13 protein-coding genes are annotated in these 16,716 nt (G+C 68.4%); 7 read left to right on the top strand and 6 right to left on the bottom strand.

The window, feature by feature from the left end:
• Positions 1 to 13: 13 nt before the first annotated feature.
• Both ACZ7DL_RS01110 and ACZ7DL_RS01105 read right to left on the bottom strand, forming a co-directional pair.
• Positions 14 to 835 (bottom strand): hypothetical protein, encoded by an 822-nt coding sequence (locus ACZ7DL_RS01110; protein ID WP_470770411.1) that lies wholly within the window; start codon positions 833 to 835, stop codon positions 14 to 16.
• 25 nt (positions 836 to 860) lie between these two features.
• Entirely contained in the window at positions 861 to 1,148 is a 288-nt protein-coding gene (locus ACZ7DL_RS01105; RefSeq protein ID WP_470770408.1) for a hypothetical protein, read from the bottom strand.
• Between the two features lie 314 nt (positions 1,149 to 1,462).
• Here ACZ7DL_RS01105 and ACZ7DL_RS01100 point away from each other — a divergent pair, with 314 nt between their 5' ends.
• The 7 genes from ACZ7DL_RS01100 to ACZ7DL_RS01070 all read left to right on the top strand — a co-directional run bounded on the left by ACZ7DL_RS01100 (position 1,463) and on the right by ACZ7DL_RS01070 (position 12,498).
• Positions 1,463 to 3,676, top strand: a complete 2,214-nt coding sequence (locus ACZ7DL_RS01100) for an ABC transporter family substrate-binding protein (RefSeq protein ID WP_470770406.1) — start codon at positions 1,463 to 1,465, stop codon at positions 3,674 to 3,676.
• Between the two features lie 133 nt (positions 3,677 to 3,809).
• Positions 3,810 to 5,717, top strand: a complete 1,908-nt coding sequence (typA, locus tag ACZ7DL_RS01095) for a translational GTPase TypA (RefSeq protein ID WP_470770404.1) — start codon at positions 3,810 to 3,812, stop codon at positions 5,715 to 5,717.
• A gap of 564 nt (positions 5,718 to 6,281) precedes the next feature.
• Positions 6,282 to 7,316: an ABC transporter permease gene (locus ACZ7DL_RS01090; protein WP_470770402.1), complete on the top strand. Its 1,035-nt coding sequence runs from the start codon at positions 6,282 to 6,284 to the stop codon at positions 7,314 to 7,316.
• Between the two features lie 75 nt (positions 7,317 to 7,391).
• The gene (locus ACZ7DL_RS01085; protein WP_470770401.1) at positions 7,392 to 9,200 is read left to right on the top strand and encodes an ABC transporter substrate-binding protein; all 1,809 of its coding nucleotides are present in this window, start codon (positions 7,392 to 7,394) and stop codon (positions 9,198 to 9,200) included.
• 85 nt (positions 9,201 to 9,285) lie between these two features.
• A complete protein-coding gene (locus ACZ7DL_RS01080; RefSeq protein ID WP_470770400.1) occupies positions 9,286 to 10,266 on the top strand; it encodes an ABC transporter permease in 981 nt (326 codons plus the stop codon).
• Between the two features lie 10 nt (positions 10,267 to 10,276).
• Positions 10,277 to 11,341, top strand: coding sequence for an ABC transporter ATP-binding protein (locus tag ACZ7DL_RS01075; protein WP_470770398.1), 1,065 nt, complete (start codon positions 10,277 to 10,279; stop codon positions 11,339 to 11,341).
• Positions 11,342 to 11,370: 29 nt separating this feature from the next.
• On the top strand, positions 11,371 to 12,498 hold the full coding sequence (locus ACZ7DL_RS01070; protein ID WP_470770397.1) for an ABC transporter ATP-binding protein: 1,128 nt from the start codon (positions 11,371 to 11,373) through the stop codon (positions 12,496 to 12,498).
• Positions 12,499 to 12,529: 31 nt separating this feature from the next.
• Here ACZ7DL_RS01070 and ACZ7DL_RS01065 read toward each other — a convergent pair whose 3' ends face one another.
• From ACZ7DL_RS01065 to ACZ7DL_RS01050, 4 genes are all read right to left on the bottom strand, one after another.
• Complete coding sequence (locus ACZ7DL_RS01065) at positions 12,530 to 13,270, bottom strand: class I SAM-dependent methyltransferase (protein WP_470770395.1); 741 nt, start codon at positions 13,268 to 13,270, stop codon at positions 12,530 to 12,532.
• 240 nt (positions 13,271 to 13,510) lie between these two features.
• Positions 13,511 to 14,554 carry an ABC transporter ATP-binding protein gene (locus tag ACZ7DL_RS01060; RefSeq protein WP_470770394.1) on the bottom strand — a complete coding sequence of 348 codons (1,044 nt, stop codon included), beginning with the start codon at positions 14,552 to 14,554 and terminating at the stop codon, positions 13,511 to 13,513.
• A gap of 26 nt (positions 14,555 to 14,580) precedes the next feature.
• Positions 14,581 to 15,618 carry an ABC transporter ATP-binding protein gene (locus tag ACZ7DL_RS01055; RefSeq protein ID WP_470770392.1) on the bottom strand — a complete coding sequence of 346 codons (1,038 nt, stop codon included), beginning with the start codon at positions 15,616 to 15,618 and terminating at the stop codon, positions 14,581 to 14,583.
• A 70-nt stretch (positions 15,619 to 15,688) separates the two neighbouring features.
• Positions 15,689 to 16,669 (bottom strand): ABC transporter permease, encoded by a 981-nt coding sequence (locus ACZ7DL_RS01050; RefSeq protein WP_470770391.1) that lies wholly within the window; start codon positions 16,667 to 16,669, stop codon positions 15,689 to 15,691.
• Positions 16,670 to 16,716 lie beyond the last annotated feature (47 nt).

Genomic DNA, 16,716 nt, shown 5'->3' with positions numbered 1-16,716 from the left:
CTCACTGGAATCACTAGAAGAAGCGCGGATCGTCGAAGACCCCGGACGCGACCAGATAGACGTAGAAGTCGGCGAGTGCCACGCTCAGCAGGGAAGCCCACGCGAGCAGCATGTGCCGGGCGTTGAGCTTCCCGACGAACTGCCACGCCTTGTAGCGCACCGGGTGTCTGGAGAAGTGCTTGAGCTTGCCGCCGACGATGTGCCGGCAGGAGTGGCAGGACAGGGTGTACGCCCAGATCAGCACGATGTTGACCAGGAAGACCAGGCTGCCGAGGCCCATGTGGCCCCAGCGGTAGTGCTGATCCCGGAAGGCCAGCACGGTGTCGTACGTCAGCACGCCGGCGACCAGCAGGGCGGCGTAGAAGAAGTACCGGTGGACGTTCTGGAGGATCAGCGGGAAGCGGGTCTCGCCGGTGTACGTCCGGTGCGGCTCGGCCACCGCGCAGGCCGGCGGGGACGCCCAGAAGGCGCGATAGTACGCCTTGCGGTAGTAGTAGCAGGTCAGGCGGAAGCCGAGCGGGAAGATCAGGATGAGGATCGCGGGCGAGATCGCCCACCAGCTCCCGAAGAGGTCGGCGTTCGGCCCGGCGCGCATGGTCCGGCAGTTCTCCGCCAGGCAGGGCGAGTAGAACGGCGAGACGTACGGCGCCGCGTAGTAGTCCGCGTTCGCGAAGGCCCGCCAGGTCGAGTAGACGACGAAGGCGAGCAGACCGGCCGCGGTGACGGCGGGGGCCAGCCACCAGCGGTCGGTCCGCAGGTGCGGGGCGGCGATCGCGGCGCGTGTACCGGTGCGTACGCCGCCGCTGTTCTGTCGGGGTTCCGTACCAGTGGCCAAGTCAGGACTCCGGTCGGTAGCGGGTTCAGGGGGCGCGGCGGTCGCGGGCGCCCAGGCCCTCGTCGTCCGAGTCCGTCCACAGGCTGATGTCGTAGGGCGCGTCGGAGATGGTGACGAGGTCGGGCCGGTGCGACGCGGCCGGGGCGGCGGCGGCCTCCCGCAGCAGTGCCACGCTCTCGCGCAGATGGTCGGCGTCCAGGCGGACCCGGCGTATGTCCAGGCCGCCGCCGATCTGGTGCTCCAGACGGCCCAGCGACCGGTTGAGGTCCTCGATACAGCGCTGGATCGCGTTGATGTCGTCGTGCACGGACATGACTTGCCCTCGCTTCCGCGGGTCCGGCGGGTCATGGGCGGCAACGTTCATGCGCCTTGGAGTGTTGCGCCTCACGCCTGCCTCTGTGAAGGGATGTGCAGCGATTGGCCGAGGCGTACGGGTGTATCGCCCGGTGTGTTGCGCCGCACGGGTGGGCTTACCGACCGTCGTCGCCGTGTCGCCCGCTGTTGCTGGATCCTTTCCTCTTCAGTGGCCGCATAGATCTGATCAGCTCCATATACCGCCAAAAGTGATCAGTTCCGTATACCGACAAATGTGAGCATAAAGCCCGCGGCTTCCCGGAGGTAGCAGAGATGTCCCACCACGGCGTCGGCTCGCGCGCGGTCATGCGCTCGGTCACCTTCCTCACCGCGGGGGCGCTCGCGGTGCCGCTTCTCGCAGGCTGCGGCTCCGACGACGAGGTCGCCGACCCGCTCGCGCCGCAGGACATCGCTCTCGTCGCCCGCGACCAGGTCGCCGACGGCGGCACCCTGAAATGGGCCGTCGACGCCGTACCGGAGACGCTGAACACCTTCCAGGCCGACGCCGACGCCGGCACCACCCGAGTGGCCCAGGCCGTGCTGCCCTCGATGTTCCGGATGGACGCCGCCGGCCGGCCGGCGGCCAATCCCGCCTACCTGGAGTCGGCCAAGGTCATCGAGACCGAACCGCGCCAGGTCGTGGAGTACAAGCTGAACCAGCAGGCCGTCTGGAGCGACGGCCGGGAGATCGGCGCCGCCGACTTCGTCGCCCAGTGGCGCGCCCTGTCCGGAAAGAACAGCGCCTACTGGACCGCCCGCAACGCCGGCTACGACCGGATCGCCAAGATCGAGCGCGGCGCCAACGACCTCCAGGTCCGGGTCACCTTCTCGCGCCCCTACGCCGACTGGAAATCGCTGTTCTCCCCGCTGTACCCGAAGGACGTCACGGGCACCCCGGACGCCTTCAACGACGGCGCCCGCCGCAAGCTGAAGGTCACCGCCGGGCCCTTCAAGGTCGAGAAGGTCGACACCGCCGCCAAGGACGTCGTCCTCACCCGCAACCCCCGCTGGTGGGGCAAGCCCGCCAAGCTCGACCGGATCGTGCTGCACGCCGTGGCCCGCGACAAGCGGGCCACCGCGCTCGCCGACGGCAGCGTGGACCTCGCCGAGATCGACTCCGGCGAGGCCCAGCGGATCGGCCTGGCCGCCCGCGAGAAGGGCACCGGCACCCCGCTCCAGGGCGCCGGGAAGACCTCCGCGAAGAAACTGCGCTCCTGGGCCCTCGCGCACGGCCTCGACTCCGACGAGGTGCACGCCGGCAAGAAGAAGCTGCGCAAGGCCGTCAGCCGCTATCTGGAGCAGCAGCAGGCGCTGCGGGACTTCGACGTCCGCAAGTCCCTGGAGCCCGTCTACACCCAGCTCGCCCTCAACGGCGCCGCCGGCCCGCTCGCCGACGAACGGGTGCGCCGGGCGGTCGCCCGCGCCCTGGACCGCACGGAGCTGGCCCGGCTGGTGCTCACCCCGCTGGGGCTGCCCGCCGTCCCGGTCGGCAGCCACCTCGCCCTGTCCGGGCAGCTGGCCTACGCCGACAACAGCGGCGCGCTCGGCGACCAGGACGCCAAGGAGGCGCAGGCGCTGCTCGCCGACGCCGGCTGGGTGCGCGGCGGCCCGCTGAAGGAGGAGAAGAAGGGCGAGAAGGCGGCGGGTCCCGAGCACGGTCCCGAGCACGGCTCCGAGGACGTCTCGAACGGCGGCAACGACGGCGAGTACATCGTCGGGGAGGACGACAAGGGCCCCGACGAGAACCACGACGGCAAGCGCGACGGCGAGCGCGACGGCAAGGACAAGCAGCACGAGTCCGCCGACGACGGGCGCGAGCACGGCGACCAGCACCTCGCGCAGGAGGGCAAGCACGGCGGCGCACCCGGCGCGTACGCGCCCCAGGGCACGGCCGCCCCGGCCGCCGCGCCGGCCGGACCGCTCGCCAAGGACGGCAAGCCGCTCGCGCTCCGCTTCGTCCTGCCCTCCGGCTCCGGCTCGGACATCCTGAACTCCGTCGCCGAGCGGATCTCCGCGATGCTGGAGCAGGTCGGCATCCGTACGACGATCACCAAGGTCTCGGACGAGAGCTACTTCAAGGACCACATCGCCGCCGGCGACTACGACCTCGCCCTGTACTCCTGGCCGTCCTCCGCCTTCCCGGCCACGGACGCCCGGCCCATCTACGCCAAGCCGGTCCCGGCGGCCGACGGCTCGGTGAACGTCGAGCAGAACTTCACACGGGTCGGTACGGACCAGGTCGACCAGCTTTTCGACGAGGCCGGCACCACACTGGACGAGGACGAGGCGCGGGACCTGATCAGGAAGGCCGACGCGAGGATCTGGGCCGCGGCCGGCTCGATCCCGCTGTACCAGCGGCCGCAGCTGGTGGGGGTGCGGAAGAACCTGGTCAACGCCGGTGCCTTCGGTTTCCAGACCCCGATCTACGAGGACATGGGTTTTCTGAAGAAGGGGGCGAAGGTCTCGGCCAGTCCGGGCAAGGGCTGAGGCGGCCCGGCGAGCCCCGGCTGAAAAGGCCACGTACCATGGGGTGAGGCCGTGGCGTGTCCAGCCCGGCAGGGCCCGCGCGGCACGGACGTACGCGCAGGGCAGTCCTCACACTCCGGGAGAACGCCACACCATGGCCACGCGCCACGATATCCGCAACGTCGCCATCGTCGCCCACGTCGACCACGGCAAGACGACCATCGTCGACGGCATGCTGAAGCAGGCCGGTGCCTTCGCCGCCCACCAGCTCGACTCGGTCGACGACCGCATGATGGACTCGAACGACCTGGAGCGTGAGAAGGGCATCACGATCCTCGCCAAGAACACGGCGGTGAAGTACCACCCCAAGGACGGCGGGGACCCGATCACGATCAACATCATCGACACCCCCGGCCACGCCGACTTCGGCGGCGAGGTCGAGCGCGGTCTGTCGATGGTGGACGGCGTGGTCCTCCTCGTCGACGCCTCCGAGGGCCCGCTGCCGCAGACCCGCTTCGTGCTGCGCAAGGCGCTCCAGGCCCGGCTGCCCGTCATCCTCTGCATCAACAAGACGGACCGCCCGGACGCCCGCATCGACGAGGTCGTCAACGAGACCTACGACCTCTTCCTCGACCTGGACGCGGACGAGGAGCAGATCGAGTTCCCGATCGTCTACGCGTGCGGCCGTGACGGCATCGCCTCGCTGACCAAGCCGGACAACGGCACGGTCCCGGCCGACTCCACCAGCCTGGAGCCGTTCTTCTCCACCATCCTGGAGCACATCCCGGCCCCCACGTACGAGGAGGACGCGCCGCTCCAGGCCCACGTCACCAACCTCGACGCCGACAACTTCCTCGGCCGTATCGCGCTGCTCCGCGTCGAGCAGGGCGAGCTGCGCAAGGGCCAGACGGTCGCCTGGATCAAGCGCGACGGGTCGGTCAGCAACGTCCGCATCTCCGAGCTGATGATGACCGAGGCGCTCACCCGCAAGCCGGCCGAGAAGGCCGGCCCCGGTGACATCTGCGCGGTCGCCGGTATCCCGGACATCATGATCGGCGAGACCCTGGCCGACACCGAGAACCCGGTTCCGCTGCCGCTGATCACGGTGGACGAGCCGGCGATCTCCATGACCATCGGCACGAACACCTCGCCGCTGGTCGGCCGGGGCGGCACCGGCAAGGGCGCGGACGCCAAGGCGGCCGTGAAGGACCGCAAGGTCACCGCCCGCCAGGTCAAGGACCGCCTGGACCGCGAGCTGATCGGTAACGTCTCGCTGCGGGTCCTCGACACCGAGCGCCCGGACGCCTGGGAGGTGCAGGGCCGTGGTGAGCTGGCGCTGGCCATCCTGGTCGAGCAGATGCGCCGCGAGGGCTACGAGCTGACCGTCGGCAAGCCGCAGGTCGTCACCAAGGACGTCGACGGCAAGGTCTACGAGCCGGTCGAGCGCATGACGATCGACGTGCCCGAGGAGCACATGGGCGCCGTCACGCAGCTCATGGGCGTCCGCAAGGGCCGCATGGACAACATGTCGAACCACGGCTCCGGCTGGGTCCGCATGGAGTTCGTCGTGCCCTCGCGCGGCCTCATCGGCTTCCGTACCGAGTTCCTGACCCAGACCCGTGGCACGGGTATCGGCCACTCCATCCACGAGGGCTTCGAGCCCTGGTTCGGCAACCTCACGACCCGCAACAACGGCTCCCTGGTAGCCGACCGCTCCGGCGCCGTCACCGCCTTCGCGATGACGAACCTGCAGGAGCGCGGCGTGCTGTTCGTGGAGCCGGGCACCGAGGTGTACGAGGGCATGATCGTCGGTGAGAACTCCCGCTCCGACGACATGGACGTCAACATCACCAAGGAGAAGAAGCTCACGAACATGCGGTCGTCGTCGGCCGACTCGTTCGAGGCGATCGTGCCGCCGCGCAAGCTGTCGCTGGAGCAGTCGCTGGAGTTCTGCCGCGACGACGAGTGCGTCGAGGTGACCCCGGAGGCCGTTCGCATCCGCAAGGTCGTACTCGACCAGCGTGAGCGGGCCCGCTCCGCGAGCCGCGCCAAGCACGGCTGACGCACCGGCAGTTGAGCCCGGGTGCCCCCATGATGGGGGTGCCCGGGCTTTTTGCAACCCGTTTTCCGGTGGCCGGTGATCGACTACGGGGCGTCCGGCGTCCGGATTGCGGAGATCCCCGACCGATACCCAGGTAACACGTCCGTTTCGCGGCCTTCTCCCGTCGAACAGTTTGTCCAGTTATTGGAAGTTGTTCGCGTCAGCTGTGACTGAATTGAGATTTAAAGACGGTGGTCGCCACCTGTCGCATGGCAGATAGTTAGCCGCGTAGCGCTCGGGTCAATGGGTCTCGCGCTGTGGGGACAGCGCCGACTCACGAGCACCAGGGGGTGTCTGACCCTCCGTCAGGGGTGTCGGAGGGAAGACGGAAACCCTCTCCTGTTGGTGAACACGTGAAGTCATGAGGAGGAACCCCCATGCGCGGTGTCACGAGCACCAGGTGGGTCAGTTCGTCGCTTCCAGCGGTGTGATTCGACACAGAACTACGCGCGTCCGACTGCGGTTTCGCGCGTTCTAGGAGTACCCAGGTACCTCTCACACCTATACCTGTGAAACGGACGAACCGTGACAAGTCCTATCGACATTGAGGGCGGCGGTACTTCGGTCGTCGTCGACGGCGAACCCGGGCCGCAGACGAAGAGCGAAACCGTCAAGCTCGAAGGCCGGTCCCCCGGCCAGCTGATGTGGATGCGCTTCAAGCGCGACCGCACCGGCGTGATCTCGGCCTACGTCGTGGGCTTCTTCTTCCTGATCGGCCTGCTCGCCCCGCTCATCTCCAAGGTGTACGGCAAGGACCCGTACACCGTGTACGCGGACGAGCGCCCGGAGCTCTTCGACAGCGCCGGCGTCCCGGTGCAGCCCAACGGCGGCATCAGCGGCGAGTTCTGGTTCGGCCTCGAACCCGGCAACGGCTACGACGTCTTCACCAAACTCCTGTACGGCATCCGCACCTCGCTGATGATCTCGGTCGCCGTCACCGTCGCGGTCGTCGTGACCGGCATCCTGCTCGGCGTCACCGCCGGCTACCTCGGCGGGAAGGCCGACTATTTCATCGGCCGGATCATCGACTTCCTGCTCGCCTTCCCGGCCCAGCTGTTCTTCATCGCGAGCATGCCGGTCGTGGTCTCCCTGTTCGTCAGCCCACGCGACGAGACACCCACCTACGTCCGGGTGGTGGCACTCATTCTCGTCCAGTGGTTCCTGGGCTGGATGGGCCTCGGCCGCATCCTGCGCGGCACCGCACTCGCCCTGCGCGAACGGGAGTTCATCGAGGCGGCCAAGGTCAGCGGGGCCTCGCCGTGGCGGATCATCCGCAAGGAGATCCTGCCGAACATCGTCACCCCGCTGCTGGTGCAGTCGACGTACCTGCTGCCCGGTTTCGTGACCGCCGAGGCGGGCCTGTCCTACCTGGGTGTGGGCATCGTCGAACCGACGCCGGACTGGGGACAGATGTTCTCCAAGGCGTCCACCGAACTGGTGATGCAGAACGACATCACCTACATGTTCTTCCCCGGCATTTCGATGATCATCTTCGTCGTCGCGTTCAACCTGCTCGGGGACTCGGTCAGAGACGCATTCGATCCCAAGACCGCGCGCTGACCCAAGCACGTTCTCTTTCGCACTGGTGACACACGGATCGCACTGGTGACACACAGATGGGTGGGAATCTTCGTGATGAGTAGGGGCGGACGCCACGTATACGGCGCACTCTCCGTGCTCGCGGCCGGAGCTCTTGTGCTCACCGGTTGCAGCAAGGGCGGCAGCGACGGCGGCGGCAACGAGAAGAAGCAGCAGGAGAACGCCAAGCGCCAGCAGGCATCCATCAAGTTCGGCAACGCCGCCGACTCCACGGGCCCCGCACCGGACGTGGCCGGTGCCAAGCAGGGCGGCACCCTGGAGGTGCTCCAGCGCGACAGCTTCGCCCACCTCGACCCGGGCCAGGTCTACGTCCAGGACGAGATGACCCTGTCGCAGCTGATCCACCGGGGCCTCACCGGCTACAAGGCCACCAGCAACGACGGCAGCCAGCACGAGGTGGTCGGCGACCTCGCCACCGACTCCGGCACCACCACCGACGGCGGCAAGACCTGGAAGTACACCCTCAAGGACGGCATCAAGTTCCAGGACGGATCCCCGATCACGTCCAAGGACGTCCGGCACAGCATCGAGCGGCTCTTCGCGCCGTTCATCAACCAGGGCCCCAGCTACGTCCAGCAATGGCTGGCCGACACCCCGGGCGCCACCTACCGCAAGCTGCTCAAGGACGGCCCGTACAAGGGCAAGCACCTGCCCGATTCCGTCCTGGAGACCCCGGACGAGAAGACGATCGTCTTCCACTTCAAGACCCCGCACCCCGACCTGCCGTACGCGCTGGCCATGGCGGGCTACTCGGTGGTCTCGGAGAAGGGCGACACCAAGCAGAAGTACGACAAGGCGCCGGTGGCGTCCGGCCCGTACAAGGTGCAGTCGTTCAAGTCCGGCAAGTCGATGGTGCTGGTGAAGAACACCAACTGGGACGCGAAGACGGACCCGCTGCGCCACCAGTACCTGGACCAGGTCAACTTCACGTTCAACCAGCAGTACGAGACGTCCACGAAGGCGCTGCTCGCCGACAGCGGGGCCGACCAGACCGGCGTCAGCTTCACCAACCAGGTCGACGCGGGCAACCTGTCCAAGGTCCTGCGCGACCCGAAGCTCAAGTCCCGCACGGTCTCCGGCTACATGCCGTACGTCGGCCAGATGAACGTCAACCTGAGCCACCCGGCCATGAAGGACAAGACGGTCCGGCAGGCCATCGCCTACGCCCTGCCGATCACGCCGTTCGTCCGCGCCTTCGGCGGCACCGACGCCATGGAGGTCGCCGGCGGCCTGATCTCGCCGACCGTCTCCGGCTACAACGCCGCCTTCGACCCGTGGGGCAAGAAGAAGAAGCCCGCCGGTGACCCGGAGAAGGCCAAGGAGCTGCTGAAGAAGGCCGGCAAGCTCAACATGAAGCTGACCTTCGGCTACATCAACACCCCCGAGGGCCAGCAGTACTCCACCGCCATGGCGGCGGGCCTGAAGAAGGCCGGCTTCGACGTCCAGCGCCAGGAGATCCCGGCCGAGACCTACTACGACCAGGTCTCCAAGCTCGACAACAACTACGACATCTTCCACACCGCGTGGGGTGCCGACTGGCCGTCCGCCTCGACCGTGATCCCGCCGCTGTACGACGGCCGGCAGATCGCCGAGGGCGCGCAGAACTACTCGCAGATCAACGACCCGAAGGTCAACAGCGAGATCGACCGCATCAACCGGATCACCGACCCGGCGAAGTCCGCCGCGGAGTGGGAGAAGCTCAACGAGTACCTGGTCAAGGACGTCGTCAACGTCGTCCCGACCGCGTACTACAAGCAGACCCAGATCGCCGGTTCCAAGGTCGGCGGCCTGGTCTACGACGACGTGATCGGCGGCGTCGACCCGCGTCGCCTCTACATCAAGTAACCGTCCCCGCCCGGTACCCGGCGCGCCCCACCAGCGGTGCGCCGGGTACCGCCAAGGCCGCCGACGTCAGAGAGCTGCCCCTGCCATGCTGCGCTTCCTCGTGCGCCGGACTCTCGGTGCCGTCGTCATCCTCTTCCTGCTGAGCATCGTCGCGTTCCTGCTGTTCTTCGGAGTGCCCCGCGACCCGGCGCTGTTGATGTGCGGCAAGACCTGCAACCCCGACAGCCTCGCCAACATCCACCACGTGCTCGGCCTGGACAAGTCCATTCCCGAGCAGTACTGGACCTTCCTGCACAACCTCGTCCTGGGCAGCGACCAGTTCGCCCAGGGCCCCTGCCCGGCTCCCTGCTTCGGCTACTCGTACCACACCAACGAGGAGGTCTGGGGCACCCTGGTGGACCGCATGCCCATCACCTTCTCGCTCACCCTCGGCGGAGCCGTCTGCTTCCTGATCGTCGGTCTCGGCACCGGCCTGCTCGCCGCCTGGCGGCGCGGCACGCTGATCGACAAGGCGGCCACCGGAGGCGCGATGGTGCTCAGCTCGATGCAGATCTACTTCCTCGGCCCCCTGGTGCTCGCCGTCCTCGTCTACCAGACCCACTGGTTCGACAAGCCCGCCTACAACACCTTCACCACGGACCCGGTCGGCTGGTTCACCGGCCTGATCATCCCCTGGGTGGTCCTGTCCACCATCTTCGCCGCGCAGTACACCCGTATGGCACGGTCCTCGATGATCGAACAGCTCCAGGAGGAGCACGTCCGCACCGCCCGGGCCAAGGGCATGTCCCGGCAGTACGTCTTCTTCCGCTACGCCTGGCGCGGCTCGCTGATCCCCATCGTCACCATCTTCGGCATCGACCTCGGCTCGCTGCTCGGCGGCGCCATCATCACCGAGACCACCTTCGGCCTGCCCGGCCTCGGACAGCTCGCCGTCCAGTCCGTGTTCTTCAGCGATCTGCCGCTGCTGCTCGGCGTGATGCTGTTCTCCGCCACCATGATCCTGCTCTTCAACATCATCGTCGACGCCGCCTACGCCTTCATCGACCCGCGTGTGCGGCTGTCCTAGGAGCACTGTCGTGACCACTCTGACCAAGGAATCCGGTGCTCCCACCCCGGCCGGCGCCGGGCCCCTGCTCTCGGTCCGGGACCTGTACGTCAGCTTCAAGACCGAGGACGGCGTCGTACGGGCCGTGGACGGGCTCTCCTTCGACCTGGAACGCGGCAGCACGCTCGGCATCGTGGGGGAGTCCGGCTCGGGCAAGTCGGTGACGAACCTGACCATCCTCGGCCTGCACAACCCGATGTTCACCACGGTCGAGGGCGAGATCCTGCTGGACGGGCGGGAGTTGACCACGGCCCGGGAGTCGGAGCTGGAGAAGCTGCGCGGCAACAAGGTCGCCATGATCTTCCAGGACCCGCTCACCGCGCTCTCCCCCTACTACACCGTCGGCCGGCAGATCGCCGAGCCGTACATGAAGCACAACAGTGCCTCCAAGAAGGACGCCTGGGACCGTGCGGTGGAGATGCTCGGCAAGGTCGGCATCCCGAACCCGCGGGAACGGGCGAAGGACTACCCGCACCAGTTCTCCGGCGGCATGCGCCAGCGCGCGATGATCGCCATGGCGCTGGTCTGCGACCCCGACCTGCTCATCGCCGACGAGCCGACGACCGCGCTGGACGTGACCGTCCAGGCACAGATCCTGGATCTGCTCAAGGACCTCCAGCAGGAGTTCGGCTCGGGCATCATCTTCATCACCCACGACCTGGGGGTGATCGCCGACATGGCCGACGACATCATGGTGATGTACGCGGGCGGCGCGGTGGAGCGGGGCACCACCGAGGAGGTGCTGCGCTCACCCCAGCACCCCTACACCTGGGGCCTGCTGAACTCCATGCCCCGCCTCGACTCCGACCTCGGCGCGCAGCTGTCCCCGATCCCCGGCACCCCGCCCTCGCTGCTCAACCCGCCGTCCGGCTGCCGCTTCCATCCGCGCTGCGGCTTCCAGGATCGGGTGGAGGGTACGCGCCGCTGTGTGACCGAACGCCCGCTGTCGGCCCCGGACCGGGCCTCGGCCTGCCATCTCACCGCCGACCAGAAGCGGACCATCTTCATCGAGGAGATCAAGCCCCGACTGGGCTAGGTCGTCAGTCGTCCTAGGAGGACACCGTCATGAAAGAGGACCTGGTCCTCCCGGTCCCGCGTGAGCAGAACGCCGGCGCGGACGGGGAGCCGCTGCTGGAGGTCTCGGGGCTGACCAAGCATTTCCCGGTCAAGGGCGGTTTCCCGATCCGCCGTACGGTCGGCGCGGTGCAGGCCGTGGACGGCATCGACCTGACCGTGCACGCCGGCGAGAGCTTCGGCCTGGTCGGCGAGTCGGGCTGCGGCAAGTCGACCACGGGCCGGCTGATCACGCGGCTGATGGAGCCGACGAGCGGCACGATCACCTACCGCGGCCGGGACATCAGCCGCGCGACGCGCAAGCAGCTCGCCCCCATCCGCTCCGAGATCCAGATGATCTTCCAGGACCCGTACTCGTCATTGAATCCGCGGCAGACGGTGGGAAAGATCATCTCCAGCCCGATGGAGATCAACGGCATCAACGTGGCCGGGGGCCGCGAGAAGCGGGTCCGCGAGCTGCTGGAGACCGTGGGCCTGAACCCGGAGCACTACAACCGCTTCCCGCACGAGTTCTCCGGCGGCCAGCGCCAGCGCATCGGCGTCGCCCGGGCGCTCGCCCTGGAGCCGAAGCTGATCGTGGCGGACGAGCCGGTGTCGGCCCTGGACGTCTCCATTCAGGCCCAGGTCGTCAACCTGCTCCAGAAGGTGCAGAAGGAACTCGGCATCGCGTTCGTGTTCATCGCCCACGACCTGGCCGTCGTGCGGCACTTCTCGCAGCGGGTCGCCGTCATGTACCTCGGCAAGATCATCGAGGTGGGCGACCGCGACTCCATCTACGCCCGCCCCCGCCACCCCTACACCCACGCCCTGCTGTCCGCCGTACCCGAGGTGAACCTCGCGGAGGGCGACGCGCCGGCCCGCGAGCGCATCCGCCTCGCCGGTGACGTGCCGTCCCCGATCTCCCCGCCCTCCGGCTGCCGCTTCCGCACCCGGTGCTGGAAGGCGCAGGACAAGTGCGCCACCGACGAGCCCCCGCTGATCCGGCTCTCCGGCAACCACGACGGCCACCTGACGGCCTGCCACTTCCCGGAGGAGCCGACCATCGAGGCCCGCGCCGAGGACATCGTCCTGGACCCGGCCCTGGCGGCACTGGAGGAAGGCCAGGACGACAGGGCCTAGGGGCCTCCCGGGTCCCTGTCACGGTGGCCGGCTAGGCCCGGCGGGCCACCGTGATGATCTCCGGGGCGTCGGGGGTGAGCGGGCCCCGGGCCCAGTCGCCGTACTGCTCGGCCACCACCAGGCCCGCCTCCGCGAGGAAGCCCTCCAGCGCGCCGGCGTCCAGGAAACGGAGGACGCTGTGCTGGACGCGGGGGGCGGGCCACCGGGGGCCGGCGTAGGTCTCGGTGAAGCGCACCCGGCCCCGCTGCGGTCCGTCGCCCCGCACCTCGTGCCAGACCCGTACGGGGGTGCCGTCGGCGGCGGTGATCTCGTGGATCCGGTCCGGGGTCCACCGCTCCCAGGCCCGGGCGCCGGGATTGCGGGTCTCGAACACGAACCGCCCCCCGTCCCGCAGGGCCGCCCGCGCGGCGCGCAGACAGAGACGGATCTCGTCGTCGGTCACCAGCTCCTGGAAGGCGTGCCCGGTCATGACGACGAGGTCGAACTCCGCCTGCCACCGCCGCACCCGCACATCGCCGAGCACCCACTCGACGTCGGGGCATGCTCTGCGCGCCTGTACGAGCATGGCGGCGGCCGGATCGAGACCCATCAGCCGGCCCCGGTGCCCCTCGGCCCGGGCCCGCCGAAGCAGCTGCCCGGTACCGCAGCCGATGTCCAGCACGGACCCGGCCTCCCGCACCAGACCGAGGTAGAAGTCGTCACCCGGTCCCCAGGGATTGAGGCTGTCGTACAGCGCGGCGAGCGAGAGATCGGCAAAGACGTGATCGACCACCGCGGCAGTGTGACACACGATCCTGAACGGTGCGTCAGGAACGGCGCACTCCGTGAAGTCCGCTGCGCACCGCGGTGGTTCGGGCAAGGCGGGGCGACCGGAGAGGTCCCGGCACACAGAGGAGGGCCCGCGCCTGGGGAGGCACGGGCCCTCGTCCCCTGGAGCGGACGTTCATGGGCTCGGGTCAATGGGCCGGTGAAAGTCCGTTCCGCAAGGGGGCGGCTGACGGAAAGGGGTGTGTCAGACCGCCGCCTCGGGGTCCTTGGACAGGCGCGGTGCGGGGACGGTGTCGGCCGTCTCCGGGTAGTGGCACGCGGTCAGGTGGCCGGGCTTGTTGCCCTCGGCCTGGACCAGCGGCGGGGCCTCCGTCGCGCACTTCTCGGTCGCCTTCCAGCACCGGGTGCGGAAGCGGCAGCCGGAGGGCGGGTTGATCGGCGACGGCACGTCACCGGTCAGCCGGATGCGCTCGCGCGGCTCCTCGTCCACCGTCGCCTCGGGCACGGCGGACAGCAGGGCCCGCGTGTAGGGGTGGCGCGGGTTGCCGTACAGGTCTTCGCGGTCGGCGATCTCGACGATCTTGCCGAGGTACATGACCGCGACGCGCTGCGAGAAGTGCCGCACGATCGCGAGGTCGTGGGCGATGAACACGAACGCGATGCCGAGTTCCTTCTGCACCTTCTGGAGCAGGTTGACGACCTGGGCCTGGATGGAGACGTCCAGGGCCGACACCGGCTCGTCCGCCACGATCAGCTTCGGCTCCAGGGCGAGCGCCCGGGCGACGCCGATGCGCTGGCGCTGGCCGCCGGAGAACTCGTGCGGGAAGCGGTTGTAGTGCTCCGGGTTCAGGCCGACGATCTCCAGCAGCTCGCGGACCCGCTTCTCGCGGCCCCCGGCCGGGTTGATGTCGTTGATCTCCATCGGGCTGGAGATGATCTTGCCGACCGTCTGCCGCGGGTTCAGCGAGGCGTACGGGTCCTGGAAGATCATCTGGATCTCGGAGCGGATCGGCGCCAGCTCCCTGCGGCTCGCGTGCGTGATGTCCTGCCCGCGGTAGGCGATCTTGCCGCCGGTCGGCTCCATCAGCCGCGTGATCAGCCGGCCCGTGGTCGACTTGCCGCAGCCCGACTCACCGACCAGGCCCAGGCTCTCGCCCTCGGCCACCTGGAAGTCCAGTCCGTCCACGGCCTGTACCGCGCCGACCGTACGGCGGATCGGGAAGCCGCCCTTGATCGGGAAGTGCTTCGTCAGTCCGGAGACGTCCAGGAGGGGGTTCGTGTTGCTCATGATCGTGAAGTCCCGTCTCGTGTCCGTCAGTTGTGCCGGGTTCCGGCGAAGTCGGCGAAGAGCTTCCGCTTCTGCTCCTCGGTGAGGTGGCAGGCCGAGCCGCGGCCGTCGACCACCTCGAGCACCGGGCGCTCGCCGGAGCACAGCCCCCCGGCGACCTTGTCGGCGAAGGTGCAGCGCGGGTGGAAGCGGCAGCCCGACGGCGGGTTGAGCAGCGAGGGCGGCGAACCGGGGATCGGCGTCAGCGGCACGTCCACCGACCCGGTCAGGCTCGGCATCGAGTTCAGCAGGCCCAGCGTGTAGGGGTGCTGCGGGGTACGCAGCACCTCCTCCTTGGTGCCGCGCTCCACGCACCGGCCGCCGTACATCACCAGCACGTCGTCGGCGATGTCGGCGATGACGCCGAGGTCGTGGGTGATGAAGATGATGGCGGTGCCGAACTCCTGCTGGAGGTCCTTGAGCAGGTCCATGATCTGGGCCTGGACCGTCACGTCGAGGGCCGTGGTCGGCTCGTCCGCGATCAGCAGCTCGGGGTCGCACACCAGTGCCATGGCGATCATCGCGCGCTGGCGCATACCGCCCGAGAACTGGTGCGGGTAGTCGTCCACCCGCATGTCCGGCTGCGGGATGCCGACCCGGCGCAGCATCTCGATCGCCCGCTTGCGGGCCTCGGACTTGGAGCAGCCCGTGTGCTTGCGGTAGGTCTCGCCGATCTGGGTGCCGATGGTGTGGTACGGCGAGAGCGAGGCAAGCGCGTCCTGGAAGATCATGGACATCTTGTTGCCGCGCAGCTGCTCCAGCTCCCGCTCGGAGGCGGTGAGCAGTTCCTTGCCGTCCAGCACGATCTCGCCGTCGATCGCGGTGCGGTCGCGGTCGTGGAGGCCCAGGATCGTCAGGTTGGTGACGGACTTGCCGGAGCCCGACTCGCCGACGATGCCGAGCGTCTGGCCCTTGGCCAGATCGAAGCTCAGTCCGTCGACGGCCTTGACGATGCCGTCCTCGGTGGAGAAGTGGACCCTGAGGTCCCTGATGGAGAGGAACGGCTGCTGATCGGTGCTCGTCACGGGGACGCTCCTGGGGGGTGATGCGAGGGTCGCCGGGTGGGGCGGTGGGAAGGGAGACGGCGGGCGGAGGTCAGGCGAGCCGGATCCGCGGGTCGATGAGGCCGTAGATGGCGTCGACGATGATGTTGAAGAACACGATGGCGCCGGCGGACAGCATGGTGACGCCGAGCAGCATGGGCAGGTCGCTCTTGTCCACGGAGTCCACCGCGAGGCGGCCGATGCCCTGGAGGCTGAAGGTGTACTCGGTGATCATCGCGCCGCCGATGAGGGTGGCGAGGTCGATACCGAAGATCGTGACGATCGGACCCATCGCGCCGCGCCAGGCGAACCGGAAGAAGACGTTACGGCGGGACAGGCCCTTGGCCCGGGCCGTGCGGACGTAGTCCTCGCTGAGCGTCTCGACCAGCTGGGAGCGGGTCATACGGGTGTAGTTGGCGGTCCAGATCAGGGCCAGCACCAGCCACGGCAGCAGCAGACCGGAGGCCCATGCGGCCGGGTCCTCGGTGATCGGCGTCCACGACGGGTTGTCGAGGAGGTCGAGCTTCCCGACGAGGAAGTACATCGCGATGTAACCGATGAAGTAGATCTGCAGCGAGGAGGCCACCAGCGAGGCCGAGCTGGCCACCTTGTCCTGCCACTTGCCCTGCTTGACGGCGGCGATCATGCCGGCGCCGATGCCGAAGACCAGGAAGACGGCGGCGGAACCGAGGGCCAGCGAGAGGGTGAGCGGGAACCGGTCCAGGATGGTGTTGAGCACCGGCTGGTTGTTGGCGAAGGAGTAGCCGAGGCAGGGCGCCTCACAGTGCCCGAAGCCGGCGTAGTCCCGCCCGACGAAGATGCCCTTGATCCAATACCAGTACTGGACCGGCAGCGGGTGGTCGATGCCCAGGTTGTGCCGGACCTTGCTGAGCATGTCGGGCGTGCAGTTCTTGCCGCAGGACAGCATGGCCGGGTCACGCGGGACTGCGTAGAACAGCCAGAAAGTGACAGCGCTGATGACCAGGAGGATGACCAGCGCGCCGAGGGTTCGGCGGACAAGGAAGCGGAACATGGGGCGTGACTTTCCGGACGGGGCGCCGTCGCCGGGGTGAGGGGTGG

The organism is Streptomyces sp. NPDC036984 (assembly GCF_055607665.1).
This window is presented reverse-complemented; position numbering and strand designations above follow the sequence as displayed.

What these genes read in the sequence shown, in the direction of transcription:
- ACZ7DL_RS01105 (WP_470770408.1), bottom strand. Translation starts at nt 1,148, where the DNA reads ATGTCCGTGCACGACGACATCAACGCGATCCAGCGCTGTATCGAGGAC.
- ACZ7DL_RS01100 (WP_470770406.1), top strand. Translation starts at nt 1,463, where the DNA reads ATGTCCCACCACGGCGTCGGCTCGCGCGCGGTCATGCGCTCGGTCACC.
- typA (WP_470770404.1), top strand. Translation starts at nt 3,810, where the DNA reads ATGGCCACGCGCCACGATATCCGCAACGTCGCCATCGTCGCCCACGTC.
- ACZ7DL_RS01085 (WP_470770401.1), top strand. Translation starts at nt 7,392, where the DNA reads ATGAGTAGGGGCGGACGCCACGTATACGGCGCACTCTCCGTGCTCGCG.
- ACZ7DL_RS01080 (WP_470770400.1), top strand. Translation starts at nt 9,286, where the DNA reads ATGCTGCGCTTCCTCGTGCGCCGGACTCTCGGTGCCGTCGTCATCCTC.
- ACZ7DL_RS01070 (WP_470770397.1), top strand. Translation starts at nt 11,371, where the DNA reads ATGAAAGAGGACCTGGTCCTCCCGGTCCCGCGTGAGCAGAACGCCGGC.
- ACZ7DL_RS01060 (WP_470770394.1), bottom strand. Translation starts at nt 14,554, where the DNA reads ATGAGCAACACGAACCCCCTCCTGGACGTCTCCGGACTGACGAAGCAC.
- ACZ7DL_RS01050 (WP_470770391.1), bottom strand. Translation starts at nt 16,669, where the DNA reads ATGTTCCGCTTCCTTGTCCGCCGAACCCTCGGCGCGCTGGTCATCCTC.